Origin of the sequence: Sulfurospirillum diekertiae, from assembly GCF_002309535.1 — a bacterium.
In the GTDB taxonomy this organism is placed as follows: domain Bacteria; phylum Campylobacterota; class Campylobacteria; order Campylobacterales; family Sulfurospirillaceae; genus Sulfurospirillum; species Sulfurospirillum diekertiae.
Genome location: NZ_CP023275.1, coordinates 1,880,304 through 1,898,100, shown reverse-complemented (window position 1 = coordinate 1,898,100; position 17,797 = coordinate 1,880,304). Strand labels below are relative to the sequence as shown.

Below are 17,797 nucleotides of genomic sequence, written 5' to 3'. Positions count from 1 at the left end.
AGTCTTTACATGTAAAAAGATTTTAGTCGATAAATCGTTTCGTCAAATCCCCGTAAGTCTCAATTCTTCGGTCGCGTAAAAATGGCCAGATGCGTCTGACATGTTCACTTCGTACTAAGTCCACATCAACGATGAGAATCTCTTCTTCATCGTGGCTTGCGCGTGCGATGATCTCGCCTTGTGGACCTGCAACGAAGGAGTTACCCCAAAAGCGGATGCCATCCAGTACGCCGTGATTGTCTTCTTCTTTGCCAACACGATTGACGCTAATGACGGGTAAGCCATTGGCGATGGCGTGGCCGCGTTGTATCGTCTCCCATGCGTCACATTGCCTTCGTTGTTCATCTTCCATGTCTTCATCGAACCAACCGATGGCGGTGGGGTAGATGAGCATGTCAGCCCCTTTAAGTGCCATCAAACGCGCGGCTTCGGGGTACCATTGATCCCAACACACTAAAAGTCCTAGTTTTCCGACACTGGTTTGGATGGGATTGTAGCCTGTATCGCCTGGGGTGAAGTAAAATTTCTCATAAAAACCTGGATCATCGGGGATGTGCATTTTGCGGTATTTTCCTGCAACCGTGCCGTCTTGTTCAAAGACAACAGCGGTGTTGTGGTAAAGACCAGCGGAGCGTTTTTCAAACAGAGAAGTGACTAAAACGACGTTGTTCTCTTTAGCGACATTTGCCCAAAAAGCGATGTCGGCTTCCCATGCAGAGGCTAAATCAAAACAAGCAACATCTTCGTTAATGCAAAAGTAACGATCTTGGTGAAGCTCTTGAAGGACAATGAGCTGTGCTCCTTCAATGGCTGCTGTTTGGATAAGTGAAACGGTTTTTTGTATCGTTTTTTCTTTGGTATTTTCAACGGCGTGTTGGATGAGTCCGACTTTCATAAAATCCACCTAGTAAGAGTTATTTTGAATAACTTATTCTACATTAATATGGTTTTAATACGTTTTAACTTACAATCTTGATCAGCATTATCAATTAAGGACAATTATGATTAAACTTTCACAAATGAATGCTGGAGACAAAGCTGTCGTGGTACGCATAGATGCCAACGAAGAGCTCAAACAAAGATTTTTTTCCTTGGGACTTCATAAAGGAAGCCAACTCCAAATTAAAGCAACAAGTATCGCGAAAAGCACTATGGAAATTGAAGTAGGTACAACACTGCTTGCCCTTCGTTATGAAGAAGCAAAAAGCATAGAGGTTCAAAAAATATGAAAGAGCTTGTCATTGCGTTGGTGGGACAGCCCAATGTGGGCAAAAGTATGCTCATCAACTCCATTGCCGATGCACGCTTAAAAGTGGGTAACTTTTCGGGTGTCACCGTTGAAAAAGCGGAAGTACGTTTTAGCGCGCAAGAGCATTTGATTAAAATCGTTGATTTACCCGGAACGTACTCGCTTAACGACTACACTCAAGATGAAAAAGTCACCAAAGATTTTCTGGAAAATGAGCCGTACGATCTTATCATCAACGTGGTTGATGCTACGAATCTAGAGCGCAATCTTTACCTGACGACACAGCTTTTAGAACTGGGTAAAAAGATGATCGTCGCATTAAATATGATGGATGAAGCGCAAAAAGAGGGTATCTGTGTTGATCATGAGCAACTCAGTTCCATTTTGGGTGTTCCCTGCGTGAAAGTCTCTGCCGCAACGAAAAAAGGCATCGGTAAACTTCTCAATCGCACCATTGACATTTTCAATTTTCCCTATGAAAAATCAAAACTGATTTACAGTGATGTTGTGGAAGAAGAGATCGAAAAACTTTCATTCTTTTTGAAACAAAAGCGCTATAAAACAGAACTAACATATCGTGATTTGGTGCTTAAACTGCTACAAAATGATCCTAAAATATATCAAAAAATGCACGATGAACCGATTTGGCTTGAGCTGTCGCCACTGCTCAAAGAGGCATTGGAACATCTCTATCTGCACCATGAGACAAAAGATGTCAGCGAAATTTTTGCGGAGGAGCGAGCCTCTTTTGCCAGAGGTGTTGTCACGGAAGTGCTTACATGTAAAAAGAGTATTTCTAAAACGATTACCGAAAAAATCGATGCGCTATTGATCCATAAGATTTTTGGTATTCCGATTTTTATTGCCTTGATGTGGGCACTTTTTCAGCTTACATTTGAGCTAGGTTCCATTCCTATGGATTGGATCAATCTTTTCTTTGTCTCGCTTGGCACGTATGCGAAAACGATCTTCGGCGATGGTGAGCTTGGCTCTATGATCGCTGATGGCGCTATTTCGGGTGTAGGTGCGGTGGTAATGTTTTTACCCAACATTGTCATTCTCTTTTTTGGGATTTCACTTTTGGAAACAACGGGCTACATGGCGCGTGTTGCGTTTTTACTCGATGGTTTTTTCCACCGTTTTGGTCTGCACGGTAAAAGTTTTATTCCTCTTGTGACGGGCTTTGGGTGTTCCGTGCCTGCGTATATGAGCGCCCGTACACTGAAAAACAATAAAGACAGACTGATCACACTTTTTATCATCGGTTTTATGAGTTGCGGTGCAAAGCTTCCCGTGTATGTTCTTTTCTCTGGGGCTTTTTTCGCGAAGCAAAATGCGGGAAATGTTCTTTTCCTTATCTATATAGCAGGGGCGCTCATTGGGCTTCTTGCGGCAAAATTTTTAAAAATCTTTGTGTTCAAAGGTGTTGATGAGCCATTTGTAATGGAGATGCCAAAGTATCGTTTGCCTTCAATGAGACTCATTTGGCACACGGTTGTGAGTAAGGCGATTATGTATCTCAAAAAAGCGGGAACATTTATTTTGGGTGCTTCTTTGCTGATTTGGTTTGCAAGCAACTACCCTAAATATCCCGATATTGAAAAAACATTTGCACAAAAAATTGAACTTGCTCAAAGTGCGGAAGCCAAAATAACCTTGGAGAATGAAAAAGCACAACAGCTTTTAGAAAAGAGTTTTTTAGGCATGCTTGGCAAGTCAACCGATACTCTTTTTCAACCGATTGGCTTTGATTGGAAGATGACGGTAGCACTAGAGTCTGGACTAGCGGCAAAAGAGGTTGTGGTCTCAACGCTCGGTGTTTTATATGCACTTGGAGCTGGCGTGGATGAGGGAAATGAGAGTTTGATTGGTGAGCTTCAAAAACAGATCCCTTTTGCTTCGGCAGTTTCTTTTATTATCTTTGTGATGTTTTACTTACCGTGTATGGCAGCAAGTATCGTCTTTACGAAAGAGACAGGCAGTTATAAGTATCTGTTTTATCTGTTTATCTTTACGACGGTTGTGGCGTGGGGACTTGCCTTTATAGGGTATAGAATAGCGCTTTTGTGGTGAGGGTAGATTTAACCCTCATTTGCCACGTATTGCTGATCGTTGATCTCTGAGTCATCATAAGGGTCGAGGTGAGCGTTGATAACCCATACTTCATCTGGGATAAGGTCTTTAATCTTCTCTTCGATGCGATCTCCCGCATGGTGCGCACGCATGAGTGAAATGCCAGGACTAAAGACGAGATGTACATCGACAAAGTTTGTATTGCCTGATTTACGAGTTTTAAGGTAGTGAAAATCGCTAATCTCTTTCTCTTCTAAAATAATGTCACGCATTTTTTCAACCATCTCTTCATCAAGCGATGCGTCAAGCAGGATGTAAATACCATCACGAATAATTTGATAGGCTGAATGAATAATGTAAAGGGAAATGATCACACCCATGATCGAGTCGATCATCTCAAATCCTGTTATCTGAATGAGTACTAACGAAATAAGGATAGCGCCATTGCTTAAAACGTCTGTTTTATAGTGAAGCGCATCTGATTTGACCACCATACTTCGTGTCTTTTTCGCAGCATAATTTAAAAAAAGAACTAAGGCAATGGTAATTGCCAAAGAGATGACCATAACAATAACGGAGTAGCCGAGATATTCGACAGGTTCTTGGTTGATCGCTTTTTTAATGGCGGTATAGAAGATAAAAAGACCTGAAACGGTAATCACCGTACCTTCAATGACGCCCGCTAAAGCCTCAATTTTGCCTTTTCCGTAGTTAAATTTTTTATTGGCGGGTTGTTCGGCTTTGGAAATAGCAAAGTAATTAAATGCTGATACGATAAGGTCAAGCACAGAGTCAATCGCAGAAGCTAAAACGGCAACAGAGCCACTCATAATTCCGACAAAAAGTTTGATAATAATAAGGATCGTTGCCGTTCCACTGGAAATAATCGTTGCTTTTTTTTGTAAAGTCATTCGTCGTTGTCTCTTTCTTTATAAATATTCATGGAAGCGCAGTGCAAACTTCCGTGTTCGCGAATTAAAATTGAAGATTCGATACCAACAATTTCACGTTCGGGGAAACATCTGGCAAAAATAGCTAAAACTTCTGCATCGTAGGGATCACTGTAGGTTGGAACTAAAACAGCATTGTTGATGAGAACAAAATTCATATAGGTCGCTGGAATACGGTGATTGTTGAAGTATTTAGCTGATGGTAGAGGTAAAGGAAGCAGATTGAACTCTGTTTTTTGAAGTTCCTTTTCCATCTTTTTCAACTCTTGATAGTGTTCATCTTTTTTGTCATAACATTTCACATAGGCGATGGTTTTTTTGTTGATGAAACGTGCTAAGGTGTCAATGTGCGAGTCGGTATCGTCACCCATGAGCGCGCCATGTTCTAAGATGATCAGCTTTTTGAGTCCAAAAAGTTCCATGAGTGTTTTTTTGATCTGTTTTTTGGAAAGATGCGCATTGCGGTTCTCTTCAAAAAGACAATAAGCAGTCGAAAGCATTACGCCATGACCGTTACTGTCGATACTTCCACCTTCAAGGACAAAGTCTAAACTTTTAAGTTTGCCTTCTAAATAGCCTTGTTCAAAGAGCTGGCTGGTAATGCTGTTGTCCAAATTGGCTTCAAATTTATTACCCCATGCGTTAAAGATAAAGTCATACGTGCGACGTTTATGGTTTTTATAAATATTAATACCGCCGAAGTCGCGTATCCATGTATCATTTGTTGCCATTTCGATCAGTTCGATATTTTGGAGTGTTGGTAACATGGTTGCCAGCGCTTTTTTATCTTCGCAGATCACAAGGCATTTTTGAAAATGTGCAATTTTGCTGATGAAGGTTAAATAGGTTCGATGGATTTCATCAATGGAGTGTGCCCAATCACTCTGTTTTGGAGGAAATACGACGATGAGTGCCTCTTGTTCTTCCCATTCGGCTGGTATTCTAATTTTCATGTTAGCTCCATGTAGTTCGTATTTAAACTAAATTATACCAAAAATGGTTTTGATCTCCTCTTTTGGGCGGAAAATTGGTAAAATAGCTTCTATTAGCTTTTACATGTAAAGGATGAGTGTGCTACTTAAGAAAAAAGATAACAAGAGCATCAACCAGATCAATTTTATGGCGATTCTTTTTGCAGGTCTTTTTGCTTTTATCTCTGCGTGTTTAGTCATTGTCAATGAATATTTAGAATTTCAAAAAGAGATTAAAGTCATTGAAGAGAGCTATATTCAGGCGCAAAAGAAGAGTGCATCGGATCAATTAAATCTTCTTCTTAATATCACCGAGTACCGTTTTCAGCAAAGTCAATCACTTCCTAAAGAAGCGATTTATCAAAAGCTCAAAGAAGATATTTCTGCACTGATCAAGCATGGTGACGAAGCACAAAACTATCTCTTTTTAGAGCTCGTTTCAGGTGAAATCCTGTATCGCTCTTCTGCCCTTAGTCTTGAAAATACCAGCAAAGATATTGTTGTTACACAAACGTATGAACCCTTAGGGCTTATTTTAGGCAGTGGTGTAAGCACTCGTAGCATTGAAGATGTGTTGGCGCAGAAGAAGAAGGCATATCAAGATAAGATCATCAGTTTTGTTCTTAAAATCTATATGCTCACACTTTTTTTATACATGATTAGTACCATTGAGTATCGCTATGTCAGTGACATCATGAAGCGCGAGATTCGCTTTATTGTCTATTCGTTTAAGAAAGCCTCTTCCAGCTACGAGTTCATTGATATGGAAAAGATCAAGTTTACCGAGTTTCAAGAGATTGTCACGCATGCCAATGTGATGATCGAAGAGATCAAAAATAAAAACAGTGCACTGGTTGATCTTAACAGTAATCTTGAAGGAATCGTTGAGCAAAAGACAGTAGAGTTGAAACGCTCTATCGAGTTTACGCAAGAGCTGCTTGAAAAGCAAGATCAGTTTGTCAAAAACGCGATTCATGAGATCAACACACCGCTTTCGATCATTTTAATGAATATTGATCTTTACAATCTCAAATTCGAAAAAAATCCGTATTTACTTAAAATCGAAGCAGCCGTCAAAGTGCTCGATAATATCTATGAAGATTTGGCGTATGTGGTTAAAAAAGACCGCGTGGTATATGAAAAAGCAATGATTGACTTTTCTAAGTTTTTAACCGAGCGGGTGGACTACTTTGAAGATGTGGCGGAGGGCAATAAACTGCACATCAGTACCGACATTGTGTCCGATCTGTTTATTTTCTTTAATGAGACTGAATTACAGCGTATTTGCGACAATAATCTTTCTAATGCCATCAAGTACAGTTACGAAAAACACCCTTTACATGTAAAGCTTTTTGAGGATAAAAATGAAGTTGTTTTTGAAGTAGAAAACTGTGGAGAAATGATCAAAGCTCCCGATCAACTGTTTAATCGCTACTACCGTGAAGATGAGGCGCGCGGTGGGTTTGGCTTGGGGCTTAATATTGTCAAAGAGATTTGTGAGACGAATGGGGTCTCTATTGAAGTTCTCTCTGACGAATTAAAAACACTTTTTCGCTACCGATTTGTAAAAGGATAACTTATGAAAATTTTGCTGCTTGAAGATGAGTTGATGCTACGAAGTTCTATTGAAGAGTATTTGGAAGCTCTTGGGCATAAAGTCATCTCGTTTGGTAACGGCGAAGAGGCGTATGAAGCGATCAAAAAAGATCTGTTTGATCTGTTGCTCTTAGACATCAATATCCCAAAAATGAATGGGCTGAGCCTTCTTAAAGCACTTAATGAGATCGAACATGCGTTTCCTACGATCTTCATTAGTGCCAATGTAGACATTGATGACATTAGCACAGCATTTGAGTTAGGCGCTTCGGATTATCTTAAAAAACCATTCCATTTGAAAGAGTTGGGGCTTCGTATTGACAAGATTAAAAAAGAGTATGAGATTAAACATCTTAAACACATCATTTTAAGCTCAAAATATGTCTTTTCAAAAGAAGAGCAGATGCTCTTTTACAATAACAATGTTCAAGTTCTCACCAAAAAACAGTTACAAATTGTGACACTACTGTGTGAGAACATGGGCGTGGTAGTTGACTTCGATAAATTCCGCACCTATGTCTGGAACGATGAACCTATTGATAATCCCTCTATTAGGGCAGAAATAAGCCGTCTTCGCAAGCTGTTAAAAGAAGATTTTATTATCAATCTCAAAGGTGTTGGCTATAAGATTGATAAGTATTTCCCTGAGAAAAACCACTAAAAGTTACAAATATACACATATTTTTCTAAAATATTCTGCGTAAATCTTCAAAATATAAAATGCTACGATAATGCTATGTTACTTCTTTACAATACTCTCATAGCTACCACATAACAAAAGAAGGAGCATTTATGAGTCAGAATATTTATGACAGAGTACGAGCCAATCCGAAGTTTACAGAACTCGTACAAAAACGAAGTAGTTTCGCATGGAAACTCACCATCATTATGTTGGTTGTTTATTATGCGTTTATCCTTGTAATTGCTTTTTCACCTGCTACCTTTGGTCAGACCATAGGAAGTGGCGTTACTACCGTTGGTATTCCCGTAGGATTTGGCATTATTATTTTGTCTTTTATTTTAACGGGTGTTTATATCCAAAGAGCCAATGGCGAATTTGATGAGTTAAACAATCAAATCAAAGAAGAAGCAAGGAGTGCGGAATGAAATGGGGATGGTTGCTTTTAGCATTAACCAATGGACTCTTTGCCTCAGGGGCTGCAGAAGTTTCAGGAAAAAGTGAAGTCAATATGTCTGCGATTGTCATGTTCTTGGTCTTTGTAGCAGGAACGCTTGGTATTACTTACTGGGCAGCAAAACGTACAAAAACGGCCAAAGATTTTTACACGGCAGGTGGAGGCATTACAGGGTTCCAAAACGGTTTAGCGATTGCAGGTGATTACATGTCTGCAGCATCTTTTCTTGGAATTTCTGGCTTGGTATATTCCAAAGGCTTTGATGGACTGATCTATTCCATAGGCTTTTTGGTTGGCTGGCCGATTATTCTTTTCTTAATCGCTGAGCAACTACGAAATTTAGGTAAATATACGTTTTCGGATGTTGCATCGTACCGTTTAAAACAGACGCCGATTCGTACCCTTGCGGCATTTGGATCACTTGCTACGGTGGCACTTTATTTGATCGCTCAAATGGTAGGTGCTGGTCAGTTGATTCAAATTTTATTTGGACTTGATTATGCGTATGCGGTCGTTATGGTGGGCATCTTGATGATCTTATATGTTACCTTTGGTGGCATGTTGGCAACCACGTGGGTACAAATTATTAAAGCAGGTCTTTTGCTCTCTGGTGCAACCTTTATGGCTGTGATGATTATGTACAAAATGGATTTTAGTATTGAGACACTCTTTTCCCAAGCGGTTGCTGTGAAAAAATCAGCGGCGATTATGAGCCCAGGAGGTCTTGTCAGCGACCCTATTTCAGCGATTAGCTTAGGGATTGCCTTGATGTTGGGAACCGCAGGACTACCTCATATCTTGATGCGATTTTTTACCGTTAGTGATGCGAAAGAGGCTCGAAAATCCGTCTTTTATGCAACTGGATTTATAGGTTACTTTTATGTTTTAATCTTCATTATAGGATTTGGTGCTATCGTTTTATTAACAGGTCATCCGCAATATTTTGATGCTGTTAAAAACACACTGATTGGTGGCGGTAATATGGCAGCGATTCACTCTGCGCATGCCATTGGTGGAGACCTTTTCTTAGGATTTATCTCAGCGGTTGCGTTTGCAACAATCCTGGCAGTTGTTTCTGGGTTGACACTGGCAGGGGCAAGTGCGGTCAGTCATGATCTGTATGCCAATGTTTTTGCAAGAGGTCGTGTGGATGAGATGACAGAGATGAGAGTTTCTAAGTATTCAACAATTGCTCTTGGTATCGTAGCGATTTTCTTAGGCATTGCGTTTGAGAAACAGAACATTGCGTTCATGGTAGGTCTTGCATTTGCGATTGCCGCTAGTGCAAACTTCCCAATTCTTATCTTATCAATGTTTTGGAAAAAGCTGACAACTAAAGGTGCCGTTTATGGTGGAGGCTTAGGACTTTTCACAGCGATTGTGTTGGTTATCTTGAGTAAAGCGGTTTGGGTTGATGTTTTAGGAAATAAAACAGCTATTTACGCTTACGGTAACCCAGCACTTTTCTCAGTTGCTATTGCCTTTATCGGTATCTGGATTATCTCTTTAATGGATAATAGCGAAGATGCAGTAAACGAGAGAGCTGCCTATGATCATCAGTTTATTCGAAGTCAAACGGGTATTGGAGCAGAAGGCGCTTCAAACCATTAAAAAACATTACGGCTTTTTTTAAAAGAAGCCGTAATGTAACTAAATCTCTGCCTCATTAGAGGCAAGCTTTAGTGCATAGTGCAACGTAGGCTTTTGGGCTTCGCCCAAGAGACGTTATAAAATAATTATATGAAAAAGGATCGTAACCATGTCACAACTTTTCGAACCAAGTAGAGCTTTAAGCAAAGAAGCCAGAATTAAGAACATGTGTGAGTACAAAGAGCTTTGTATCCAAGCGGATGAGGATTTTGAAGGATACTGGGATAAGCTAGCACGTGAAAAAATTGAGTGGTTTAAGCCTTATGACAGAGTATTAAATGAAGATAATGCTCCGTTCTACAAATGGTTCGAAGGTGGCAAATTAAACGTTACGCATCAATGCCTAGGACGTCATCTCAAGAGTCGTAAAAACAAAGCAGCGATCATTTGGGAAGGTGAGGACGGCAAACGCCGCATTATTACCTATCTTCAACTTTTTTACCGTGTCAATCGTCTCGCCAATTTGATGCGCAATCAATTTGGCATTAAAAAGGGTGATCGTGTTGTGCTTTATATGCCAATGATCCCTGAAGCGGCATTTGCGATGTTAGCGTGTGCGAAAATTGGTGCGATTCATTCGGTTGTTTTTGGCGGTTTTTCGGCTGAAGCACTACGTGATCGTGTTCAAGATGCGGAAGCAAAATTGGTGATTACTGCTGATGGTGCATTTCGTCGTGGTAAGCCTTACATGTTGAAGCCCGTTGTGGATGAAGCGCTCAGTGTTGGCTGTGAGTGTTGTGAAAAAGTGTTGATCGTTCAGCGAAACTTTGAAGACATTGAGTACGTTCCAGGGCGTGACTATGTTTACAATGAGATCATCATGAACGAGTCTCAGTACTGTGAACCTGAGTGGATGGACTCTGAAGACCCACTTTTCTTGCTGTACACTTCAGGCAGTACAGGCAAACCAAAGGGCGTTCAACACAGTAGTGCAGGGTATATTCTTTGGGCGCAGTACACGATGGAACATGTCTTTGATGTCAAAGAAAACGATACGTTTTGGTGTACAGCGGATGTTGGCTGGATTACAGGACATACGTACATTGTTTATGGACCTTTGGCGATGGGTGCAACGACCATTATGTATGAGGGTGTTCCTACATTCCCAGATGTGGGTAGATGGTGGGGCATGATCGAAGAACATCGTGTCAATCAGTTCTATACTGCTCCCACAGCGATTCGTTTATTACACAAAGAGGGTGCTGACGCGCCATCTCGTTATGATTTAAGCTCTCTTAAAGTGCTTGGAACGGTGGGTGAGCCGATCAATCCTGATGCGTGGATGTGGTACTATGAGCAAATCGGTGGCGGAAACTGTCCGATTGTCGATACATGGTGGCAAACAGAAACGGGTGGGCATATGATTACACCACTTCCTGGTGCTACGCCGATAAAACCAGGTTCTGCGACATTCCCACTTCCTGGGATTAAAGCAGAAATTATGGATGAGCATGGCAATCCAACACCAAAAGGTGAAAAAGGATTCTTGTGTATCACAAAACCTTGGCCATCGATGATTCGTAACATTTGGGGTGATCCTGAGCGTTATGTTAAGTCCTATTTTGGGGATTGTAAAAAAGATGGTAAGCCTGTTTATTTCTCTGGCGATGGAGCGATGTACGATGATGATGGCTATATCATCATTACAGGGCGTACCGATGATGTTATTAACGTTTCAGGTCATAGAATTGGAACAGCAGAGATTGAAGCAGTTCTTGGTAACCATGAAAACGTAGCAGAGGTTGCTGTTGTAGGAAGACCTGATCCTATCAAAGGTGAGGGTATTTTTGCATACATCGTCATCAAAGGTGCCGATAGCATGAGTGAAGAGGTTTACATGATCCAAGAGTTAAACAAACTCATCGTGAAAGAGATCGGTAATATCGCTAAGCTTGATGCGATTCGCTTCGTTCCGGGGCTTCCAAAAACAAGAAGCGGTAAGATTATGAGAAGAATTTTACGCTCCATTGCGAAAAAAGAGCCGATTACCCAAGATATTTCAACGCTTGAAGATCCAAGCATCGTTGAAAAAATACAAAATCTCATCGAATTTTAGTACTCCAAAGCGGTTACATGTAAACGTGTAACCGCTTTTTCCTCACAACACATCAAAGTGAAAATTTGTCCTTAAAATGTTATGATACGCGCCATATTACTATCCATTAGAGGAACATAACACTATGGCAATGCATATTATCAACTAACCACAAGATCAAACTAAAGCCGTCAATGACGCAGTCAGTTACCCCAACTTAGAAACGATGATAAGCGTACCTTTGGGCATTGGAGAAGTTTACGAAGCATGTAAAGATTATCCGATTTTGTTTACTAAAAATCAAGAAGGAGACTGGCTTGCGATTGCACTTCTTGGCTTTAACGATAAAAATGTCTACTTGGATGAAAATCGTCGCTTTAAAAGAGGCAAATACCTTCCCGCTTTCTTGAGACGCTATCCCTTTATTTTGGTTCAAAATGAAGATAAAAAAGGCTTTTCTTTAGGCATTGAAGAGGAAGCGTTGGAAGCGTTAAATGAATCCAACAAAGAACGTGCGCTCTTTAAAGAAGATAAAACACCAACGGACTTGACGAAGAATACATTGGACTTTCTCGTTCGCTTTCAAGGCGAATTACAAGCATGTAGCGCTTTGATTAAAGAGTTAGAATCATGGGGACTATTAGTCGAACAAAGTGCCAATCTTCTCGATGAAGAGGGCAAAACCCATACGATCAATGGTTTCTTTACGGTTAATGAAGAAAAACTTAGCCATCTCAGTGAGAAGAAACATCTTGACATGTGCAAAAAAGGAGCGACCCCTTTCATCACAGCCCATCTTATTTCACTCAGCAATATTAGACGCTTGGGATTGTAGTAGAGAACTTTACATGTAAAGCCAAATAACTTTACATGTAAAGATTTTCTAACATATACCTTGAACTTTTAGATCTATTGAATGGGCGATTATTGGCAATCCATGGCATCGTGTAATTTGATGAGGTTGTCTTTCATGATGTCAATATAGCCAATCCCTTTTTTGCTCTCAGCCACGGTGATATTTTCAACGGGCCTGAGTGCATCTGTTTTAACATTGGCCTCTTTAGCGATAGATTTTGCAACTTTATCGCTGGCAAATTCTTCAAAAAAGACGGTGGTAATCTTCTCTTTTTTGGTCAAATCAATTAACTGTGCAATCTGTTTGGGAGACGGTTTGGTCTCGGGCGTCATGCCTGTGATGGAGTATTGGGAGATGCCATACTCATGTGCTAAATACTCAAAAGCGTCATGGTTGACAATGACTTTTTTGTTTTTGCAACTTTTAAGCACTTCATAATCCGTTTTTAATGCTTCCAGCTTTGCAAGATACGTCGCTAAATTGGCTTCATACAATTTGGCATTTTCAGGGTCTTTGGTGCTCAGCAGGGTTGCTACTTCTTTGGCAACATTCATGTAATTATTGATGCTCAACCAGTAGTGTGGATCGTAACTGCCTTTGTGTTCATGCTCATTTTCAGAATGCTTCATCTCAATAAGTTTGACTTTTTGGCTCATATCAATCGTTTTATCTTGAATTTTTAAAGAGCTGATAATCTTGGTGCTCCATGTCTCAAACACGGGACTACTGATGATGAAAAAATCGCTCTTTGAAAGAGCAGCAATGTCTTTGGCTTTAGGCTCAAATTCATGCGCTTCAACGCCAAAAGGAACAAGATTAGTAAGTTTGACCTTATCGCCTCCAATCGTTTTGACAACGTCGTAGAGTGGAAATATGGTTGTGGTGACCGATACATCTGCAAACATGATCGAACTGAGGGCTGCTGCTAATGCAAAATTTTTGAACATAGGTGACTCCTTCTTTTTAATACCGAAAGCATAACATTATGCAACTGAGTTGCATATAAAAGAGTCACTCTAAAAAAATTAATACTGTTTCCTCTTGAATACAAGCGAAATCATAAAAAAGAACAAGAGCAAAACAACAATGGTCGCGCCACTAGGCAAGGACGCATAGTAGGAGATAAACAGACCCAAAATGACGGAAACTATTGATATGATGATCGCATAAACCACAGAGCTTTTAAAATTTTGACTAAACTGCATGGCAATGATGGCAGGTATAATCATCATCGCGCCAATCAAAAGTGCCCCCACGATTTTAATCGAAACACTAATGACCACCGAAACCAAGGAAATGAGCAGGTAGTTTAAGAGTTTGGTGTTAATGCCCGAAGCTTTCGCACTCTCTTCATCAAATGCGATGTATAAAAAGCGTTGGAAATTGGCATACAACGTCACGGTACAGATCAATCCTAAAAGCACAATAATCATAATATCCGTGTCATCAATCGCAACGATTGAGCCAAAAAGGTAGTCAAACAAAGAGGTGTTAAACGATGCAGAAGCCGATACGATGATGATGGCAAGCGCCAAAGATCCCGATAAAAAGATAGAGAGGATCGAATCGGAGTAGAGTTTATTGTTTTGTCTTAAATACTCAATCACCCATGACGCTAAAAGGGTAAATGCAATAGAGCTGTAATTGGGTGCAATGGAGGTGAGAAAGCCAATTGCCACGCCAAGGAGTGAAATATGTGCAAGCGCGTCTGAGAGCATTGAAAAGCGTTTGACGACCACAAACATGCCAAGAGAAGAGGCGATGGCGGCGATTAATGTGCCTGCTAAAAAGGCTTTGAGCATAAATGTGTATTGAAAAATTTCCATATCAATCCTTAATGATGGTGGCAAACCATGTGCGCATCAACGCCATAGAGCTGATTTAACTGTTCTGAATGATAGATTTGGCGCGGATCGTGGCAGGCTAAAAGTGTTTGGTTAATGCACAAAACTTTGTTGATATCATCGACAATAACACCTAAATCATGGGTAATAAAAAGAATTGTAATGTTCTCTTTGACATTTAAATCTTTTAAAAGGGCGTAAAAATTGATTTGGGATTGCTTGTCAACGCCTGTATTGGGCTCATCGAGAATGAGGATTTGTGGGTTATTCACTAGCGCTTTGGCGATCATCACGCGTTGGCGCTGTCCGCCTGAGAGTTCGCTGATTTTGGCGTCTTTCAAATCTTCGATATTCATCTTCCTTAAAGCACGATCAATGATCTCCAAATCGCTTCGATTGATGCTTGCAAACAGAGATTTATTGGCGATGAGTCCGAGTTTGACGACTTCGTGAACGCTGATGGGAAAATTTTCATCCAACTTTGAGATGCCTTGCGAAACATAGCCTATCTTTCTCAAAGCACTCAACGTGGGTGTTTTTCCAAAGAGTTTAATCGTCCCAGTGTCGTAGGGAATAAGCCCAAGCAGAAGTTTAACCAGCGTACTTTTCCCCCCGCCATTGGGCCCAATAATCGCCGCATAATCGCCTCGTCTAATGTCAAATGTCACATTTTGAATAATGGTTTTAAAGTTTAAATTTTTTGCTTCAATGACATTGTCTTTAAAGTTTTTTAATACCACGTTGTACCTTTTTTAATTTTAATAATTGCATATGTTCCTGACTTCTAATTTAAAATGAGGATAAGTCCTAAGATAATAATAATGAACGTCGCCCCAAAATCGAGATATTTCAAGAGTTTAGAATACCTATTTTTTGAGCTATTACGAATTTTAACACTCGCTAAAGCAGTTATTGCAATAATTGAGCTCATGCCAAGGCTCATCACGACAGCGCTTAAAAAGCCTATCCAGTACAGCCCCAGTGAGATGGAAAATAAAAATACCGTGATTGTACCTGGGCAGGGTATGAGTCCAGCGGCTAAGACCAAAGCCACATCGGTTGAGTTTTGCGTTTTGCAACTTGCACAATTGCATGAAGCTATTTTTTGAGTGCTCCATTGCAGCGTTTTTGTGCTTTTGTAATGTCTGTATTTCCCATACAACAAATACACACCAATACTGATGATGAGAGCACCTGAAATCTTCGTTGCAATGTCGGCAATGTTAAGGATAGCGACTGAAAAAATATTTTGAAACAGATAATACAAAACGTACGTTAGAATCAGCGCTGAAAAGGTATGCACGGTTGCAATCATAAATGACAAGCTCAAAGCTTTTTTATAATTTTTGTCATTAGAGGTAAAGTAAGATGCCACCAGTGTTTTGCCATGCCCTGGTCCTGCTGCATGCACTAAGCCATACATAAAAGAAAGCGTTAAAAGAGAAATAATGGACAATACACTGTGCTCGTTTTTAATGTTTTCCAACAACGTTCCTAGCTGAATCGCTAAATTTTTTAACAGTAGCGCCATTTCAGCTGTATAGTTGGTATTCATTTAGAAATCTCTAGTTTAATATAATTGACGGTTGCGACGAGCTCTTTGATCACTTTGAAGCCATTGAGCTTTTTAATGGTGTAATTCGTTGAATTGTTAATGTCAAGATTGTCAAGATTTTCTAGAAACACGATCGCTTTGGTTGAATCTACAAAGATAATTTCGACACTGTTTTTATCATTTAGGTTGTAATTGAGGGGTATATCAAATTCTATAGTGACGATATTGTGATCAAAGGATAAGTCAAAATTTTCAGCTTTAAAAGAGATATTTTTTCCATTAATGATAATAGAAGTCATGAAGTAGGGTACTTGGAAATTTTCGAGTCCATCATACATTCTCTTTTTATCAGATGCGAGGATTTTTTCTGAGTACAATTGTTTAAAGTCTTTGGATGTACCTGAATCAAATTTCCACTGCGTATGTATTTTTTCGATTTTATCCTCTGCAAAATACGCGTTCATGGCTACCGTGACAAAAGAGGCTTTACCATTACCGCACAGAGCGCAAGAATAGGCAAAATTGAACGAAAGAAGTAAGATAAATAGAGTTTTGAGCATAAAGTGTCTACCTATAATTTTTATGATGGGTAGTTTATCATTATGCAACTAAGTCGTACGTAAATTTTTTTAATTTGTTTTTGTTTACATGTAAAGCCAAATAACTTTACATGTAAACGTAAATTTCCTGTTAATGCGGAGCATGCTCACTGCAAAAAGTAGATGAAACACCATTGGTGACAAATCTCTCTCCCATATCAAACGCTTTTTCGCAATCTTGTGGGAACACTTCTTTCCGTCTTTTTGCTTTAAGTTCCTCACTAAAAGCGGTTACTTCGTATTTAGAATAGTCTTTAAACTGGTAGGTATCGGTGACATAAAGTGCTTCAGAAGAGCCAAATATACTGCCAAGTCTTTTTTCAAGACCTTGAAGTGCTTCAACATAACCCCATTCTCGCATGCGTTTTTCATCTAAATTCATTGTATACATCAATCCTATGGGTATTTTTCTGGGAAATAATGAGGAGTAATTGGCATCGTAAAGGGTATATTGAAATGCTAAGCGTTCGATGAAAGAGCGCATCATTCCAGTGATGTTTCCAAAATAAATGGGTGAACCTAAAAGAATGGCATCTACGTCTCGTAGCTTTTCTAAAAGCGGTTTGAGTTCATCTTTATGGGCACATTTTCCATACGATTTTCCACCTATGAGCTTACATGCAAAACAGCTCACGCATCCTTTGTAATTCAAATCGTAAAGATGTACGAGCTCTGTTTGAGCACCCTGTTTTTCTGCACCTTTGAGGGCATGCTTCAGCAAGGTTGCTGTGTTGGCATTTTTACGAGGACTTCCATTGATGGCTACAATTTTCATATCTTTTCCTTCTCAATCATTTGACAAATGGAAGTATAGAGTAATATATAACTTAAGTATAGAATGAACTTTTTAGTTATATACTAACTAAAAGGGAAGTAATGGAGAAAACAGTGCAAAATTTCACGGATAAATACGAAAAATGTCCAATGTATTATACGATGTCGATTCTTGAGGGAAAATGGAAGTGGATTATCTTGTGGGAAATTAGTAGAGCAGGTGTCATAAGATACAATAGGCTCAGAGAGTTACTTAAACCGATTGCGCATAAGACATTAAGTCAACAACTTAAAGAGCTGGAGAGCAACAATATTATTCACAGAGAACAGTACAATGAAGTTCCACCAAAGGTAGAATATTCGCTCACCAAAGAGGGAGAATCGGTCATTCCTATCCTGAGTTTGATGTACGAATGGGGGAAGGAGCATAGGGTAGAGAGCGAAGTATTTGATGATGGATCGTGTATGAATGCGTAAAGAAGTAAATCTTACATGTAAAGATTTTAAAC

18 protein-coding genes are annotated in these 17,797 nt (G+C 39.7%); 9 read left to right on the top strand and 9 right to left on the bottom strand.

What is annotated here, in order from left to right:
* Positions 1-22: 22 nt before the first annotated feature.
* On the bottom strand, positions 23-895 hold the full coding sequence (locus SJPD1_RS09735; protein WP_096046995.1) for a carbon-nitrogen hydrolase: 873 nt from the start codon (positions 893-895) through the stop codon (positions 23-25).
* A 106-nt stretch (positions 896-1,001) separates the two neighbouring features.
* Between SJPD1_RS09735 and SJPD1_RS09730 the strand changes: the two genes are divergently transcribed.
* Positions 1,002-1,229 (top strand): FeoA family protein, encoded by a 228-nt coding sequence (locus SJPD1_RS09730; protein ID WP_096046994.1) that lies wholly within the window; start codon positions 1,002-1,004, stop codon positions 1,227-1,229.
* Positions 1,226-3,322, top strand: a complete 2,097-nt coding sequence (gene feoB, locus SJPD1_RS09725; RefSeq protein WP_096046993.1) for a ferrous iron transport protein B — start codon at positions 1,226-1,228, stop codon at positions 3,320-3,322. The genes SJPD1_RS09730 and feoB overlap by 4 nt, the downstream gene beginning before the upstream one ends.
* An 8-nt stretch (positions 3,323-3,330) precedes the next feature.
* On the opposite strand, the gene SJPD1_RS09720 is transcribed toward feoB, so the two are convergent.
* Positions 3,331-4,233 carry a cation diffusion facilitator family transporter gene (locus tag SJPD1_RS09720; protein ID WP_096046992.1) on the bottom strand — a complete coding sequence of 301 codons (903 nt, stop codon included), beginning with the start codon at positions 4,231-4,233 and terminating at the stop codon, positions 3,331-3,333.
* Positions 4,230-5,225: an agmatine deiminase family protein gene (locus SJPD1_RS09715; protein WP_096046991.1), complete on the bottom strand. Its 996-nt coding sequence runs from the start codon at positions 5,223-5,225 to the stop codon at positions 4,230-4,232. Before SJPD1_RS09715 ends, SJPD1_RS09720 begins: the two co-directional genes overlap by 4 nt.
* A gap of 118 nt (positions 5,226-5,343) precedes the next feature.
* Here SJPD1_RS09715 and SJPD1_RS09710 point away from each other — a divergent pair, with 118 nt between their 5' ends.
* From SJPD1_RS09710 to SJPD1_RS09685, 6 genes are all read left to right on the top strand, one after another.
* Positions 5,344-6,819 carry a sensor histidine kinase gene (locus SJPD1_RS09710; protein WP_096046990.1) on the top strand — a complete coding sequence of 492 codons (1,476 nt, stop codon included), beginning with the start codon at positions 5,344-5,346 and terminating at the stop codon, positions 6,817-6,819.
* 3 nt (positions 6,820-6,822) lie between these two features.
* Complete coding sequence (locus SJPD1_RS09705; protein ID WP_096046989.1) at positions 6,823-7,500, top strand: response regulator transcription factor; 678 nt, start codon at positions 6,823-6,825, stop codon at positions 7,498-7,500.
* A 131-nt stretch (positions 7,501-7,631) separates the two neighbouring features.
* Positions 7,632-7,946, top strand: coding sequence for a DUF485 domain-containing protein (locus SJPD1_RS09700; RefSeq protein WP_096046988.1), 315 nt, complete (start codon positions 7,632-7,634; stop codon positions 7,944-7,946).
* A complete protein-coding gene (locus SJPD1_RS09695) occupies positions 7,943-9,586 on the top strand; it encodes a cation acetate symporter (RefSeq protein ID WP_096046987.1) in 1,644 nt (547 codons plus the stop codon). Before SJPD1_RS09700 ends, SJPD1_RS09695 begins: the two co-directional genes overlap by 4 nt.
* Positions 9,587-9,734: 148 nt before the next feature.
* On the top strand, positions 9,735-11,681 hold the full coding sequence (gene acs / locus SJPD1_RS09690; protein WP_096046986.1) for an acetate--CoA ligase: 1,947 nt from the start codon (positions 9,735-9,737) through the stop codon (positions 11,679-11,681).
* A 220-nt stretch (positions 11,682-11,901) separates the two neighbouring features.
* A complete protein-coding gene (locus tag SJPD1_RS09685) occupies positions 11,902-12,495 on the top strand; it encodes a SapC family protein (protein WP_245391469.1) in 594 nt (197 codons plus the stop codon).
* A gap of 89 nt (positions 12,496-12,584) precedes the next feature.
* On the opposite strand, the gene SJPD1_RS09680 is transcribed toward SJPD1_RS09685, so the two are convergent.
* From SJPD1_RS09680 to SJPD1_RS09655, 6 genes are all read right to left on the bottom strand, one after another.
* The gene (locus tag SJPD1_RS09680) at positions 12,585-13,463 is read right to left on the bottom strand and encodes a metal ABC transporter substrate-binding protein (protein ID WP_096046984.1); all 879 of its coding nucleotides are present in this window, start codon (positions 13,461-13,463) and stop codon (positions 12,585-12,587) included.
* Positions 13,464-13,541: 78 nt separating this feature from the next.
* Positions 13,542-14,342, bottom strand: coding sequence for a metal ABC transporter permease (locus SJPD1_RS09675; RefSeq protein ID WP_096046983.1), 801 nt, complete (start codon positions 14,340-14,342; stop codon positions 13,542-13,544).
* Between the two features lie 8 nt (positions 14,343-14,350).
* Positions 14,351-15,100, bottom strand: coding sequence for a metal ABC transporter ATP-binding protein (locus SJPD1_RS09670; protein WP_096046982.1), 750 nt, complete (start codon positions 15,098-15,100; stop codon positions 14,351-14,353).
* Positions 15,101-15,144: 44 nt separating this feature from the next.
* On the bottom strand, positions 15,145-15,915 hold the full coding sequence (locus SJPD1_RS09665) for a nickel/cobalt transporter (protein ID WP_096046981.1): 771 nt from the start codon (positions 15,913-15,915) through the stop codon (positions 15,145-15,147).
* Positions 15,912-16,475, bottom strand: a complete 564-nt coding sequence (locus SJPD1_RS09660) for a DUF1007 family protein (protein ID WP_096046980.1) — start codon at positions 16,473-16,475, stop codon at positions 15,912-15,914. Before SJPD1_RS09660 ends, SJPD1_RS09665 begins: the two co-directional genes overlap by 4 nt.
* Positions 16,476-16,605: 130 nt before the next feature.
* Positions 16,606-17,289 (bottom strand): flavodoxin family protein, encoded by a 684-nt coding sequence (locus SJPD1_RS09655; RefSeq protein ID WP_096046979.1) that lies wholly within the window; start codon positions 17,287-17,289, stop codon positions 16,606-16,608.
* A gap of 101 nt (positions 17,290-17,390) precedes the next feature.
* Between SJPD1_RS09655 and SJPD1_RS09650 the strand changes: the two genes are divergently transcribed.
* The gene (locus SJPD1_RS09650; RefSeq protein WP_226372185.1) at positions 17,391-17,765 is read left to right on the top strand and encodes a winged helix-turn-helix transcriptional regulator; all 375 of its coding nucleotides are present in this window, start codon (positions 17,391-17,393) and stop codon (positions 17,763-17,765) included.
* Positions 17,766-17,797: the final 32 nt, after the last annotated feature.